This is a genomic window from Persicimonas caeni (assembly GCF_006517175.1).
GTDB lineage: Bacteria > Myxococcota_A > Bradymonadia > Bradymonadales > Bradymonadaceae > Persicimonas > Persicimonas caeni.
This window is the reverse complement of the sequence record NZ_CP041186.1, coordinates 7,076,280-7,091,775: the sequence shown is the minus strand read 5'-3', so window position 1 is coordinate 7,091,775 and position 15,496 is coordinate 7,076,280. Positions and strand designations below refer to the sequence as shown.

8 protein-coding genes are annotated in these 15,496 nt (G+C 63.9%); 4 read left to right on the top strand and 4 right to left on the bottom strand.

Annotated elements, in window-relative coordinates:
• Positions 1–152: 152 nt before the first annotated feature.
• Positions 153–2,204 (top strand): protein kinase domain-containing protein, encoded by a 2,052-nt coding sequence (locus FIV42_RS26340; RefSeq protein WP_168210965.1) that lies wholly within the window; start codon positions 153–155, stop codon positions 2,202–2,204.
• A gap of 25 nt (positions 2,205–2,229) precedes the next feature.
• Here FIV42_RS26340 and FIV42_RS26335 read toward each other — a convergent pair whose 3' ends face one another.
• A complete protein-coding gene (locus tag FIV42_RS26335; protein WP_141200578.1) occupies positions 2,230–6,744 on the bottom strand; it encodes an HAD-IC family P-type ATPase in 4,515 nt (1,504 codons plus the stop codon).
• Between the two features lie 278 nt (positions 6,745–7,022).
• Between FIV42_RS26335 and FIV42_RS26330 the strand changes: the two genes are divergently transcribed.
• Complete coding sequence (locus FIV42_RS26330; RefSeq protein ID WP_141200577.1) at positions 7,023–7,742, top strand: Bax inhibitor-1/YccA family protein; 720 nt, start codon at positions 7,023–7,025, stop codon at positions 7,740–7,742.
• 216 nt (positions 7,743–7,958) lie between these two features.
• On the opposite strand, the gene FIV42_RS26325 is transcribed toward FIV42_RS26330, so the two are convergent.
• The 3 genes from FIV42_RS26325 to FIV42_RS26315 are packed head-to-tail and all read right to left on the bottom strand — an operon-like array spanning position 7,959 to position 9,597.
• Positions 7,959–8,486 carry an adenine phosphoribosyltransferase gene (locus FIV42_RS26325; protein WP_141200576.1) on the bottom strand — a complete coding sequence of 176 codons (528 nt, stop codon included), beginning with the start codon at positions 8,484–8,486 and terminating at the stop codon, positions 7,959–7,961.
• A 1-nt stretch (position 8,487) separates the two neighbouring features.
• A complete protein-coding gene (surE, locus tag FIV42_RS26320) occupies positions 8,488–9,315 on the bottom strand; it encodes a 5'/3'-nucleotidase SurE (protein WP_141200575.1) in 828 nt (275 codons plus the stop codon).
• Between the two features lie 6 nt (positions 9,316–9,321).
• Positions 9,322–9,597, bottom strand: a complete 276-nt coding sequence (locus FIV42_RS26315; protein ID WP_141200574.1) for a hypothetical protein — start codon at positions 9,595–9,597, stop codon at positions 9,322–9,324.
• Between the two features lie 221 nt (positions 9,598–9,818).
• Between FIV42_RS26315 and FIV42_RS26310 the strand changes: the two genes are divergently transcribed.
• Together FIV42_RS26310 and FIV42_RS26305 are read left to right on the top strand one after the other, a co-directional pair.
• A complete protein-coding gene (locus tag FIV42_RS26310) occupies positions 9,819–13,163 on the top strand; it encodes a biosynthetic peptidoglycan transglycosylase (RefSeq protein ID WP_141200573.1) in 3,345 nt (1,114 codons plus the stop codon).
• A gap of 283 nt (positions 13,164–13,446) precedes the next feature.
• Entirely contained in the window at positions 13,447–15,486 is a 2,040-nt protein-coding gene (locus FIV42_RS26305) for a hypothetical protein (RefSeq protein ID WP_141200572.1), read from the top strand.
• Positions 15,487–15,496 lie beyond the last annotated feature (10 nt).

The window sequence follows — 15,496 nt, the reverse complement described above, 5'->3', positions numbered from 1 at the left end:
TTTGTCATTGATTGCGGGTCGTGCCCCACCTATACTGGTCGCAGCTTACTTAGCTACACAATCAGCGACACATGACGCCCGGCGCGAGGTTGCGCCCGGCGGACGAGACCATGAGCGACCGTTCACCTCGTATGCGGGCGGCTCCTGGGGAGATGCCAGAGAATTACTGCTCGGTGTGCACTTCGGTGCGCTACTGGCGAGAGCCGTCGTGCGCCGACTGCGGTGCGCCGCGGCCTACCGATGGCTGGGCTCCGCTGTCGGAGTCGGACGATCAGTTCTTGGGGCGCACGGTCGACCGGCGGTTTTTCGTGACCCGCCGGATCACTCACTTCGGGCAGGCTGCGCTCTACCGAGTCAGTTGTCTGACCGTGACTCACGACTTCGCCCTGTGGGTTTGCCCGGTAGAGGCGTTCGACTGCGACCGTGACACCCTGCTGCGACGGATGACGCGTGAAGTCGGCGCGCAGCGTCGCCTCGACCAGCCCAACGTCGTGCCGATTCACGAGTTCTTGGAGCTGCCCAACGGCTGCGCCGCAGTCGTCATGGACTACGTGGACGGTCCACCGCTGCGCACCTTGGTCGCCCCCGGCATCGCGCTCGACGTCGGCCGCGCCTGCGAACTCGCAGCCCAGTTGGCCCGAGCACTTCGCGAAGCCCACTCGGTGGGCCTCATCCACCGCCAACTCATCCCCCACAATATCATCGTCGAGCAGACGCACGACGGCACCGAGCGGGTCCGCCTGCTCAACTTCGGGTTGAGTCGGTTGGTTCGAGAGGCCGACGAAGATGACGCGCGTCATTTCTTCAGTCCCGAGCAAGGACGCGGCGGCGAGCCCGATCAGCGCAGCAATATCTACAGCCTCGGCGCCCTACTCTTTTTTATGCTCTCCGGTCTCCCACCGTCTTCGGAGTGGAACACCGCCGGCACATGGGGCGTGCGACGCAATCGCGCGCCGCGCCTGTCGAAGGTGCGTGGGGACTCGCCAGTCCCAGCGCCTCTCGAAAAGCTGGTCTACAACCTCTTGAACCCTAAGCCGCCGCATCGCCCAGGCAGCCTGAGCGACGTCGTGCCCATCCTGGAGCTCTACGCCATCGCCGAAGCCGACGACACCGCCGACGGGTTGTCGGATGCCGACGATGACGATTTTGCCGCCTCGCCGCACTCCAAAGACCTCTTCAAGTCAGGGAATTACTTCAACCTGTCGGAGCAAACCTCGGTCTTTTCGGCGGACGCCGTCCCCCAACACACCACTGGCTCGGTGAGCAGTTTGTCGCTCTCCAAGACGATGGAGTCGCGGTTGTCGGTCGAAGAGCTGCCGGACGACCTCGACCCGCGAAGCTCGGTCACCTTTTGGCAGACCGCCGATCAACGCACCGACAACCACACATGGGTCAACACGGCGACGCCCGGAGTGCAACAGAGGCGTCGGCCGTCTCTGCCTCCGGTGGTCTGCTCGACGCGCGCCACGGATGGAAGCATCGTCGCCGTCGACGAGGAGGCGAAGCTTTGGAGCGGCGAAGCGCTGACTTTCGAGGACATCGAGTCGATGGGCACGCTCGACGAGCCCGCATTGACGGTGGCGGCCAACGCCGAGGTCGTTCTGGTGGGGCAGGCCAACGGAAGGCTCGTCGCCGTCGAACGCGACAGCGGTAAGAGACGAGCCTTGCTCGAGACGATCGACCGCGCGGCTATCAACGCGGTCGAGGTGGGCGTCGACGGGAACCGCGTCGTGGCGGCCGCAGAGTCGGGGCGCGTCTACGTGGGGCGGCTAGACGCCATCGAAAAAGACGACGACTGGTCGCGCGTGCGCTCGAAGGAGCGCGTCGAAGACGTGGCCGTCGCCGTCGGCGCCCAGACGCTCGGTGTGCTGCGCGCCAACGGCGTCGTCGAGCTTCGCCAGATCGATGCGCCGCATGGTGTGCTGGCCACCTTTGACGCCTCGACCAACGCCCATTCCATGGCGCTGTCGCCGGACGGCCAGCTCGTGGCCGTCATCACCGTCAGCTCGGTGCACCTCCACCACGGCTATAGCGGCCAGCTTGTCGCGAGCTTCGACAGGCTGAGCTACGCGCCCATCACGGCGTATTTCGGCGAAGACAACGACCTCTTCGGCATCTGTCAGGCCGACGGTGAGCTCGTGTTGTGGAACCTGGCGACCAATTCGGCCGTCGAAGAGACCACGGCCAAATCTCGTCGCCGCTGACGTCGCCAACCTGATCGTGCGCGATTCATTCGGCGGCCATCGCCTTTTCGTCCTCTTCAATCTCGGCGGTGCCCACCCCACGCTCGAAGAGCGGATGCGAGGGGTAATTTCCGAGCTCACGCAGCTTCTTGCGCAGCGTTTCGCCGAGTTCTTTGCTGATGCGTACCACCGGAGGCACCGCAGCGGACACGCCCGTGGCCAAGGTGCTCGAGCCGAGCGCCGTGGCGAGCCCGATGGGCCCGACGGGGCAGCACCCGAAGAGCTGACTGACACCGGGGGTCTCGACAATCCCGAGCAACACGGCCGCCGAGCCCAAGCTCGCCACGGTGGTCTGCCTGGTCGGCTTGCCGACCGCCAAGGTCTGCCCCAGCTGTGTACCGACCGCTGACAAGAGCGAGACGGTCGAGGCTTTTCGGCGACCTCCAAGCATCATACGTGTCATAAAATACGCCAAGCTGGCGCCACCGGCCGTCGTCGCAGCTCGGTTCCAGATCTTGGTGCTCAGCGCCTTGCCCAGCTCCTGCTCCGGCCCCGATGACAAAAAAGCGTGCAAATCATGCTCGGTGGGCCGGCGCATCACAATTGAAAGCGAGGGGGCGATGTCGGTCAGCAAGTTGATCAACAGCAACTGGCGCGCGTTCAAGGGCGGCTCGGCCAACAGACTCGCCAGCACCGTAAAGCCAATCTCGCCGAAATTGCCGCCAGTCAGAATCGACACGGCGTCGCGTACCGAGCCCCACATCGCCCGGCCCTCGGCGACCGCGCGCACAATCGTCTCGATGCGCTCGTCGACCACGATGATGTCGGCCGCCTCGCGCGCTGCCGTGGTGGCGTCCTCGCCGAGCGCGATGCCCACGTCCGCCAAGCGAATCGCCGAGGCGTCGTTGGCCCCATCGCCGGTCATGGCGACCGTCTTTCCGTCACGCTGCAACGCTTCGACGATGCGCACCTTGTGCGCCGGGGTGGCCCGGGCGATGACCGTGCAGTGTAACAGCGCCTCGTCGAGCTCGGCGTCGGACATCTCCTCGAGTTCGGGGCCGGTGAGAATTCGCCCCCCGTTGATCAGATCGAGCTCCTGAGCGATGCGCTGGGCGGTGCGAGGATGGTCGCCAGTGATCATGAGCACGTCGACGCCCGCCTGGCGCAACTCGCGAACCGCCCCCTTGGAGGTCGGCCGCACCGGATCGCTCAGGCCGACGAACCCTCGAAAGACGAATTTGGCGATGCGATCCTCGTCGAGGTCGCGCTCCTCCGAAGCGGCGCGCTCGGCGACCGCCAACACCCGCAGCCCGCGGCCGGCGAGCTCTTCGGCGCGGTCGATGAGCTTCTGGCGCATCTGCTTGTTCAAGCGCTTATGGCCGTTGTCCGTAGCGCGCTTCGAGCAGCGCGGGATAACGACCTCGGGCGCCCCCTTGATGCTGATGAGCAGGCCGTCTTCGGTGCGTCCGAGCACCGCGTGAAAACCGCGGCCGGGCTCGAACGGCATCTCGTCCATGCGCTGCCATTGCTCGTAGCCTGCCGCGGGCTCGACGCCCGACTCGATCGCCCCGTTGACCACCGCGCGGTCGGTGGGATGAGGCAACTCGTGCTCGTCGGGCTCGGCGGGGCTAGCGCGCAGCGCGGCGGCCAACACCTGTGTCTGCCACGACTCGGGTTCTCCGTCGACCTGCAGGCAGCGCTCGGCGTCGCAGACCGTGTCGAGCTCGATGCGCCCTTCAGTCAAGGTGCCGGTCTTGTCGGCGCAGACCGCGTCGACGCGGCCCAGGCCCTCGACGGCGCGTGGATTGCGCACCAACACGCCGTGCTCCGACAGACGCCGAGAAGCGGCCAACTGGGCGACCGTCGACAACAGCGGCAGGCCTTCGGGCACCGCTGCGATCGACATGCCCACCCCGGCGTCGACGAGCCGCTCGACCTCCTGGCCGCGCGCCAGGCCCGAGGCAATCAAAAAGAGCCCGCTTAGCCCCGCCACCGGCATGGTCACGTCGGTCAGCGCCTGCAGGCGTTGCTCGACGCCGGTCTCGGGAGTGCGTCCACGTCCTGCCAACACCCCGCGGCGAGCCTCGGTCTCGGTGCCCACGGCGACCACCACGGCTCGGGCGCGCCCCACCGCGATGGAGGTGCCTTCGTAGAGCATGGAGGTGCGGTCCGCGACGGCGGCCGCGTAGGAGGGACGCACGCTCTTGGGCACCGGCAACGATTCGCCGGTCAAGCTCGACTCGTCGACCTCCAGATCTTCGGCGGTGACCAGACGGCAGTCGGCAGGCACCACGTCGCCTGCGTGCAGCACGACGATATCGCCCTGGACGATATCGTCGACGTCCAAGATCACCTCACGGCCGTCGCGCAGCACGCGCACGTCCTCGGCCTCGCGCTCCTCGAGCGCGGCGACTGCCTTTTCGGCCTTGTAGCGCTCGTAGCCACCGATAACACCGTTGAGCGCCATCGCCGCCGAGACCATGGCGGCATCGCCCAACGAGCCAACCACCGCCGAGATACCCGCAGCGGCGGCCAGCACCGGAGTAAATGGGTTGGCGAGCTCTTTGCCGACCGCGCTGGCGATCAACTCACTCTTCGAGGGTGCCGACGGGGGAGCGTGGCTGCGCTTGCGGGCGTTATCATTTGTCAAACCCTCCGTCGACGAGTCGACGCGCTCGAAGACCTCGTCCAACTCCAGGCTGTGCCACGGCGTCGGGTCGCGCCGAGGCGGGCGCGGCTTGCGCTCGAGCAGCACCGCGCGGCGCACCCCGTTGGCCAGGGCCGCCACCGACACGGCGTTGACCCCGAGCATGACGTTGCCGGGCTTGGTATCGCTCAGCCCCTTGAGCGACAAGAAAGTCGCAATGGCCGCTCCCAGCCCGGCGAGCCCCACGCTCTGCTCGGCCACGGCCTTGGCCTCGGCGCACGCCTCGAGCACAAATCCGGCCGAGTCGAGATCATCGTCGCACAAAATATCGGCCGCCCAGGGCGGCCCGTCGGCGCCGCGGTCGATGCCGATACCCAGGTCGGCCGCGGCCATCGCGGTGGACGGACCGGAGGCGACCAGAGCGACGGCAGCCCCGCCGCGTTGCTGGTCGCGCACAATATCGGTGAGGCCGCCGTTATACGGCACCACCCTGTCAGGCCCGAGCGACTCGCCGGCGTCGCGGTCGTCGCAGGCGATGACGATATGCAGATTCGCGCGTCGGGCGCTGTTGAGCAGCTGCTCGGCCCCAGGATCGGTGGCCGGACGGGTCTGAACCAACGCCTGCAGCTTCTCGTCGTGCACCAACACGAGCACCGGCGCTTTGGGCGAGGCCAACTTGCGGGCGCGCTGGCGCTGCTTGTTGCTCAAGGACTTCTCGAAGGCCCCCACGGGGCCCAACCCCCAGCGGCCGTCGCGATGCGTTTGGGTCGGGGAATCGACCTCGAAGAGCTCGTGAGCGCGCCTGCGCGCCTCTTCGGCATCGACACCGTCGACCACCTCGACCCGCCCCACCAACAGCTCGCCGGTAAAGAGCAAGTCGCCGTCGATGACCACCGTGTCGACGCGGTCCATGACCGGCAGCGTCGAGGGCACCAGCGGGATGATGTCCTTCTCGGCCATGATGCGCACGACCTCGGCGATAAACCCGTCGCGACCGTAGCGCGCCGCCTTGGGGAGTCCGCCAAAAAGCGGCGGGGTCGACGACTCCAGGTTATGTGTGTCGGCCAAACCGACCACGAATCCGCCCACCGACGCGAAGAATGCGTCGTTGGCGTACGCCTCGATGATCCCCTCGGGCACCTCGTGCGGCCGGGCGCCCGGGTCGACGGGGGTTCGTCGCCGGTCCCATTGCTTGTAGCAGAGCTCGGGCTCGCGCCGACCCCACACCTCTTGGCGCGCTTGTTCTCCGCGCAGCTTGACTCCCTGGTAGATCAGGTCGATGAGCGGCCCGATAGGTCCGGAGCCCAAGCCTTGGACAAAAGAGTTGATCGTGCCGAAGCCCACATCGACCGCCTCTTCTCCAAAGGTTCCCGCCAGCGCTTCGCGAAACCTCGGGGTGTTGTCGATCACGTTGGCCAGGGCGGCCAAGTCGGTCCCCATCTCGGAGGACTCGTAGCCGGTCATCATCAGCGCGGTGCTCAAGGTGACGGCGAGCGCGTCGGCGCTCATGTCGACCAGCTTGCGCGCAATCGGCTCGATGTCGGCGGGGTGTTCGGGGCGTCGCCCCGAGAATGGTTCGTCGTCGAGCCCCAGGTGCACCTCGATGCCGTCGACCAGCGCCTCGATCTCGTCCACGGAGACCAACGCCGAGCGGTACGAGACGACCGCTCGCGCGAGGTGGCCGTTGATGCGCACCCACTCGACGCCTTCGAGCTTGCCGAACGAATCCTCGAGCATGCTCGCATAGTGGGCAAATCGCTCGGGACCCACGTCGCGCAGCTCGATGTGGAGCCGCCGCCCGTTGGCCTTGCGTACACGTCGGTAGCGGTGCCCAAACAAGTTGGCCACCGACTTGAACCATCTGCCATTCGTGGTTTCTGCGGAGTTGGACGTCAGCCCGTCTAACAAGCCCATCGTCGATATGGTCCTTAGTCTGGTCGGTCAGCTTTCAGACGAAAACAGCTCAAGCAACTTAACCACCTGTCAACGGAGGCAAACCCTGGATGGCTCCCCTCCGTTCCAAACATCGACAGATACCGAGGTTGTTCAATGGGCAGCGTTGAACCGATCGACTGGGTTCGCTACGGTGGCCGTGTCTGAATGAATTACCGATGGACACGATTGAGGGAACACACCGAGGAGGCGCACGGTTAAAACGTGCGTGGACTCATTGACGATGGAGAAGAGAGAACATGAACTACGATGACAACAGCTATGCCGCCACGGCTGCTCGGCACTACCAGACGGTCGCCGACGCCGACGTGACCACCCGCGTCGAGTTTATTCGACGCACCTACTCGCACCTCGCCGGCGCCATCGCCGCGCTGGTGGGCATCGAGGCGCTTTTGTTCGCCGCCAATATCGATCAGATCTTGGTGCCGCTGATGTTCAGCACGCAGTACTCGTGGCTGATCGTGCTCGGCCTATTCATGGTCGTGGGCCACTTTGCCAACAAATGGGCGATGAACCCCGGCTCCAAGCCGATGCAATACGCCGGCCTGGGCGCTTACGTGCTCATCCAAGCGATCATCTTCTTGCCACTCATCTCGCTGGGGCTGCACGTCCAGCCCACCGCCATTCCGGCCGCGGCCATCGTCACGCTGGTCGTCTTCGCCGCACTCACCGCGCTGGTATTCATCAGCAAGCAAGACTTCTCGTTCATGCGCATCGCCCTGCAGGTGGCCGGCTTCTTGGCGCTGGGCGGCATCGTGGTGAGCATCATTTTCGGCTTCACCCTCGGCGTCTGGTTCTCGGTCTTCATGATCGGGCTCGCCGCCGGCTATATCCTCTACTACACCGGCAACGTGCTGCATCACTACCAGACCGACCAGCACGTCGCGGCGTCGCTCGCGCTGTTCTCGGCGGTGGCTCTGATGTTCTGGTATGTGCTGCGGATCTTTCTTCGGGAGTAAGTGAGCAAAAGAGCAAAAGAGCAAAAGAGCAAAAGAGTAAAAGAGCAAAAGAGCAAAAGAGTAAAAGAGTAAAAGAGTAAAAGAGTAAAAGAGTAAAAGAGTAAAGGCGGCGACCCTCACCGGATCGCCGCCTTTCGCTTTTTCGCTTTTTCGCTTTCTTACTCTTTTTGCTCTTTTACACTCTTACGCTCTTGCTTCTTCGCTCCTTCGCTGCCGTCAATAAACGGCCAGCGAATGCACCTCATGCCCCTCGAGCTTCTCCCGTCCGTTCAGGAAGTCGAGTTCGATCAAAAAGGCACACTCCACCACGCTCGCTCCACATCGCTCGACGAGCTCACAGGTCGCCGCGGCGGTGCCGCCGGTGGCGAGGACGTCGTCGACCACGACCACGCGTGAGTCGTCATCGACGCCGTCGACGTGCATCTCGACGCGGTCGGTGCCGTACTCGAGCGCGTAGTCGACCCCGAAGGTCTTGTGGGGAAGCTTGTTGGGCTTGCGCACCAGGCTCAGGCCCACGCCCATGGCGTAGGCGAGCGGCGCGCCGAACAGAAAGCCGCGGCTTTCGATGGCGACCACGTGGTCGATGTCGCGGCCCTCGTAGCGCGCGCGGAAATGCTCGATGACCTCGTGGAACAGCTCCGGGCAATTGAGCAAAGGGGTGATATCTTTGAAGATCACGCCCTCTTCCGGAAAGTCCGGCACGTCGCGAATCCCCGCTTTGATGCGTTCTTCGAGCGTCTCCATATTACTCGGTCTCCTGCGTTGAGGTCTCTTGGCGTTCGTGGCGCCCCTGGCGCTCTTCGCCCCGGGGCCCGGCGTGGAAGCCCTGCAGTCCGTCCCAGTGCTCGAGCTCCTTGGCGAAGCTGTAATGGGTCAGGTCCAGGTGGACCGGGGTGAGGCTGATTTTGCCCTCCGAGATGACGTTGCAGTCACTCCCGGGAAGGTCGTCAAAGCCGAGTTCGGCGCCGCCGAGCCAGTAGTAGGGCCGCTTTCGAGGGTCGAACTTCTCCTCGACCACGCGCCCGTAGTTGCGACGCCCGAGCTTGCACACCACGATCTCGGTGCCGGGCACGGCCTGCCGAGGCACGTTGACGTTCAAGAAGACGCCGCGGGGCAGCCCGTGTTCGAGGACCTGCTCGGCGAGCACGCGCGCGGCGTGGGCCGAGGCCTCGAAGTCGAGGTTGCGGTAGGCAGCCAGGCTCACCGCGATCGACGGCACGTCGACCAGGGTCGCTTCGATGGCGCCGGCCACCGTGCCGCTGTAAATGACGTCGTCGCCGAGGTTGGCGCCGTGGTTGATGCCCGACACACACACGTCGACGTGGTCGATGAGGTGGTTGAGCGCGACATAGACGCAGTCGGTCGGCGTGCCCGAAATCGCGTAGCGGCGCTCGCCGTGCTTGCGCACGCGCACCGGCAGCCGAAGCGTAATCGCCTGGCTGACCGCGCTCTGCTCGGACTCGGGCGCGACGACCCAGACATCGCCCACCTCCGAGAGCGCCTCTTCGAGCGCTTGGAGGCCGCGGGCACTGATGCCGTCGTCGTTTGTGATCAGAATCGTTGGGCGGGACACGAGGGCTTACTTCTCCTCGTCTTCTTTTTGTTGCTTCTTGAGCCGCGAGACCTGGCGCTGCAGGCGGTCGAGCTCGCGCTTCATGGTACGAAGGTCGTCTTTCGTGGCCAGATTGAACTGGTCGGCAAACTCCGCCTTCTTCTCGTCGAGCTTGCTCTTGACCTCGTAGGAGGCCTTGAACGCATTGGCAAAGCCCTTCTGGACCTTCTCGTTGGCCATGAGCTTTTGCACGGTTTCGTTTTGCATCGCCTTCATCGCAAGCTTCAAAAAGTCGTCTTTCATGCTCGCCATATCCTGCCTGTAGGTTGCGGGAAATCCTCTTTCGACGGGCGACAAGATGGTTCTTGCTCCCTCGAAAGTCAAGGATTGGGCCCACGGCCCGCGCAGCGAGTCTCCCTTTTTGAGCGGGGTCGGCATAGGGTGTCGCCCATAGCGTGTTGAGTTTTGGAAGCCGACGTATAATGATTCGCTGGTAATCAAATGGGTCGCCACTGCGTGCGTTCATGAGCGATAGCGCTTTAAAAAAGAGTTCGAAACTTCGCAAAGTTGCCATCATCAGCGGCATCGTGGTCGCGGTGTGTCTGGTGTTGGCTGCCGTGGGCTACTGGTTGGTGGTGCCTGGCATCGCCGACAGCGTGGTGCGCAACAAGCTCGAGGCGGCCGAGAAGAAGCTCGGCGTCGACATCGAGATGCAGCGCGTGGCCACCAGCGGCCTGAGCGGAGTGAGCCTGCACGGCTTCAAGATCGTCGATCCCGAGACCGAGGCCGCGGTCGTCGAAGTCGGCAGCATGTCGGCGTCGATCGATGCGTTCGAGTTGTTGCTCGGCAACCGCGAGTTGTCGGGCATCAGCGTGAGCGACGCGACGCTGCACGTGCACCGAAACGCCGACGGCTCGACCAACCTCGAGCAGATCCTCGCCCGCCGCGGCGGTGACGCGGACCGAGAGGACGGCGACGAGACGACCGAGGACAAGGACGCCGACGACGGCACGTCGACCGACGAGTCGAGCGCGAGCGCCTCATTCCTGCGCTTCTTCGGCGGCGAATGGCCCGACGTCGACGTCAAAAACGCCAAGATCGTGCTCACCGCCGCCGAGGGCGCCGAGCCGTGGCCGGTCGACGAGATCGCCACCGACGCGCTCACCCTCGACTCCGACGGTGAGTCGGCGCGCTTCGAGACGGTCCTCGCCCTGGCCCACGGAGACGCCAACCCGCGCTGGACGCTACCCCAAAAGATCGACATCGTCGCCACGTTGCGCGTGCCGCTGCTCGAGTCGACGGGCAACGTCACCTTCGACACCCCGCTCGAAGTGGTCGACGTGGGTCCCTACCCGTTTTTGCGCCTCGGCGTGGGCGGCTTTTCGCTCGATGACGACAACACCGTGGGCGTCCACAAGCTCTCGCTGGGGGTCCAGGGCGCCGCCGAGCCGACGCGACTGGTGAGCATCGAGCGCGTCGCCGCCACCCTGCGCTCGCTCGAGCCGAACCTCGAAAACCTCCGCCCCCTCGAAGTGCGCATCGAAAAGCCGGTCGTGACCATCGACCACGACGCGCAGTACGGGAGCGGACTGAGCGACCTGAACCACCTGCTTCGCCGGCCGCTCGCCCACCACGTGCGTGGGCAGGCCAAGGGAATCGTCAAAGCGATCGTCGAGAAGAAGGGCCTCGAATTCGAAGAGGACGAGGATAAAGGCGGTGGCCTGATGGCCAAGCTCGGTGAGGTCAATTGGACGAAGTTCCTGGGCCAGCAGGCGCCTCAGCAAGTCGTCATCGAGGGCGCGACCATCGAGGTCAGCGACAAGCGGCCCCTGGCGTTGGCGACGATGGACGAGACGATCGCCCTTCGCGACGGCTACTTCGAGTTCAATCACCGCGCCATCCACGGCGAGCTGGTCTTCTCGGCAGGCTTTGTCGCCCAAGCCAACGGCGACGAGCCGCGCGGCAAGGTCGACGCCGACTTTAGCTGGAGCTACCGGGACAAGAGCCTCGAGCTCGACGCCAACCTCGATTCGCTCAGTCTCCCCTGGCTCGTCCAGCTCGCCGGCGGCCAGGTCGCCGACAAGATCCGCGGCGGCGTGGTCCGCGCCGACATCGAGGCGAAGCGCGAAGCCAAAAAGCGCCGCCTCGACCTGAAGGGCTTGCTCTCCATCGAAAACGGCCACGTCTTTTTTGCCCCAGTCACCGAAGAGCCCATCGAAGGGCTTACGGCGAGCTATGTCTTCGAGGCGCACTACGACCCCAAGCAAAAGGTCCCCGAGCCGAAGCTACTCAAAGAGCGCGCCATCGACGTCAACAAACCCGAAGACGACGACTCGAAGGACCAAGCTCAGGCCAAGAAGGCCCGAACAGATGCCGGCGAGGAAGAAAAGCCTCGCCCGCCGCAGCGCGGCGCCTTCGTCGTCTCCAAGGGTGAGGTCGAGCTCAACGGGGTCAAAGGGGAGTTCATGCCGGCCATCTACGGCCTCGACGGCGCCAAGCGCCCTGCCCGCTTCGACCTGGCGGTAAGACTGCCGAAGACCGACGTCATGAACTTGTTCGACGCGGTGCCGGTCGCCATTCAGGGGCCGGTCGCCGGCACCAAAATGAAGGGAAGCTTCGGGTGGACGCTCGACGCCGAGGTGCCGCTGTACGACGCCGGCGACATGAAGTGGAAGAGCAAGCCCCTGCTCGAGAATTTCGAGCTCGTCAGCATGCCGAAGCAGGTCGACGTCCACAAAATGCGCGAAGAGTTCGAGCTCGAAATCTACGACCCGACGCTCGAGTGGAAGCGCAAAGTCACCATCCCCGAGATGCGCCCGGTGCCCATCGAGTGGCTCGTCAGCCACAGCGGGCTGACCGCCGAGGAGTTCGAGGAGCGTCGTAAGGAGCGCGAGTGGCCGCCGCGTTACGCCAAAGACTACGAGCCCGACCCGGACAACGACGGCATCCCCAACCGGCTGATGCCCCACCCTGCGCCCTGGCAAGACGACCTCGAGACGATGCCGGCGAGCGTCGAGCCCGACTTCGGCCTCAATGACAGCCCGTCGTTCGAGCCGCTTCGCCCCGAGCCCCGGCAGCAAGGCGTGCAGAAAGTGCGCACCAAGCCGAAGAAAAAGGCGATGGTGCTCTGGAAGGACGAGAAAAAGGAGCATCCCTACGGCGAGTACACCTACGTCCCGCTGCAATACATCTCGCCGTGGATGGTCCGCGCTGCGATGACCACCGAGGACAACTCCTTCTTCAAGCACCACGGCTTCAACTGGTACGCCCTCAAGGATTCGGTCGAGGACAATATCGAGGCGGGAGCCTACGTGCGTGGGGCGAGCACAATCTCGATGCAGCTCGTCAAGAATGTCTTTTTGAACCGCAAGAAGGTGCTCGCACGCAAGATTCAGGAGGCCTTTCTGGTCTGGATCATGGAAGACGTGGTCGATGTGCCGAAGGCGAGGTTGCTCGAGCTTTACTTCAACGTCATCGAGTACGGCCCGGGCATCTATGGCATCCACGACGCGGCGGTGCACTATTTTGGCAAGCGCCCCGACAAGCTGACCTTGACCGAGGTCGCCTGGCTGGTGAGCATCGTGCCCAACCCCAAAAAATACCACATCTACTACGAACGCGGTCGCATCAGTAATGCCTGGTTCCGCCATATGCTGCGCTACGTACGTGTCATGCACAACCGCGGTCGGGTCACCGAGCTGGAGTACGAGCTCGCCAAGAACCAGAAGCCCGAGTTCTACAAGCCCGCCGACGGTGAGCCGCTGATGCGCATGGAGCGCGACCCCAACGAGCTCGACGAGATCGAGAAGCTCAAAGAGGACGCCGGCAAGATCGAGATTCCGGGGCTACAGAATCTCTTTGGGCCGTAAGCGAAGGGTGAGGATGGGCTCTTTCTCCCCCCGCTACCCCATAAACAGGTTGCCAACTGCCGGACGCATCCCGCATGCTGGATCTGAATAAATATTCGATCCTTTTTTGCGTCCGTACGTTACCAACTTTCGAGCACACGAACTGAGGCTGCCCCCGCGCTGGGATAGCCAAGTGTGGGAATAGTTGGTGGAATAGCTCGTGGGTGAGCAGGCATTTCACCTGTGAGGCCACACAGCCGCAGAGACGACAGACGAGCCGGGCTCCTCTCGACCGACGACCGCCATGGATAGCCAAACGGCACAAACCGACGCGAATGGGCAGCGCCGCCAACTCTTGAAACTCGTCCAACGGGTCGAGCGTCGCGTGCGCTTTCAGCGCGCGATGGAGCGCGGCACCGCCGGCGCCGTGGTCTACCTGATGGTCATGGCCGTGGTGGTGGTGCTCTACAAGACCGGCTGGATCCCGTTCGACTCGCTGACGACCGCAGCGTTGGCGATCGCGACGGTGCCCGTGGCGATGGTCCTGTGGGGCTGGTTTGCGGGCATCGACCGGGTCTCGCTGGCCCAGCGCATCGACCGCTCGAACGGCTTGCATGACCGCCTCTCGACGGCTCTGAGCTTGCTCGACGAGGGGCGCGACGACCAGTTCGTGCGCGCTCAGATTCGCGACGCACTCCGTCACGCCGACGGCGTCGACACATCGCGCGCCGCCCCGTTCCGGCGCCCCACCGACTTGGCAGCGTTCGCCATCTTCTTGGCGGCCGTGGGCGTCTTGTGGGTGCTCGAGCCGCCCTCCCACGTCCAACCGCTTCCGCCGCAGCCCGAGATCAAGCACGATCCGGTCCTCGACGCCGCCACCGTCGCCATGGAGCGCGAGCGGCTCGAAGAGATGAAGAGCGAGCTCGAAAAGATCGACGACCCGGAGGCCGAAGAACTCATCGAGGATATCGACGGGCTCTTGGAGGACGTCGAGAAGCGCGACATCTCCGAAAAAGAATTCTTGGAGCGCATCGAGAAGATCGAGGAGAAGTTCTTCGACAAGCAGCAGGAAGAGGCGGCGGCCGAGATGGCCGACAAGCTCAAGAAGGCGGCCGAGGAGCTGGAAAAAGAGGCCGGCAAAGACCTCGAGAACCAAAAAGAGCTCAAGGAGACGGTCGAGGCACTCAAAAAGAAGGACCTAAAGAAAGCCTCCGAGTCACTGTCGAAGCTCGCCGAGAAGCTCAAGAATAACGAGCTGAGTGAAAAGGAGGCCGAAGAGCTGGCCAAACTCTTGGAGAAATTCGCCGACAAGATCGACGTCGACGACCCCGAGCTGAAGAAGCTCGCCGAGAAGCACGAGAAGCTCCTGGAGAAGCTCTCCAAGAAGTTCAACAAGGACGGCAAACTGACCAAAGAGGAGAAGCAGCGCCTCGATCGCGAGAAGAAAAAACTCGCCGAGCTCCAGAAGCGCCAGAGCGCCCAGGGCGACAAGAAGTCGAGCCGACAGCTCAAGCGTCTGCAGCGCGCCTCGAAGGAGATGGCCAAGAAGCTTCGCCAACAGGGCCAAAAAGGCCAGAAGGGACAGAAGGGCCAAAAAGGTCAACAAGCTCAGAAAGGTCAAAAGGGCAAGAAGGGCGAGCAGCAAGCCCAGAACGGCAAACAACAACAGGGTCAGCAAGGCCAGCAAGGTGAGCAGCAGACCGGCCAGCAAGAGGCCGGCAAGATGGCCGAAAAGGCCGCCGAGGAGATGCAGAAAGGGGCTGACCAGCAACAAGGTGAGAAGGTCCGCCGCATGGCTCGCAAGCAGCTCGAAGAAATGAAGGAGTCGATGAAGCGCTCCAACTCGCAACGCAACGGCCAGAGCGGTAAGCAGGACTCCGAGCGCGCCCAGAACATGCGCGAGTACCTTCGCCGCGCGAAGGGCCAGAAAGGTCAAGAGGGACAACAAGGCCAGAAAGGTCAGCAGGGCCAAAAAGGTCAGAAAGGTCAAGGACAAGCCCAGGGCCAAAAAGGCCAAGGCAAACAAGGCGAACAACCCGGCGGGAAAAAGCCCGGCGAGTCCAACCAATTCGGCCAAGGCAAAGGCGACCGCAAACTCGCGGACGCCTCCGACCTGAAGGCCGAAGCCAAGGACAGCAAAGTCGACGGGCGCAAAGGCGCCGGCCCGAGCAAGTCTCAAATCATCAAGGCGGCCAGTGAAAAGGGTTTTGCGACCACCGAGTATAAGGACGTCTATGTGGACTACGAGTCGGTCGTCGAAGAGGTCATGGACCGCGAGGAAGTCCCTGCAGGCTACCGCTACTACATCAAACGCTATTTCCAGCTCATCAAGCCGCGCGAATAGGCGCTAAGGG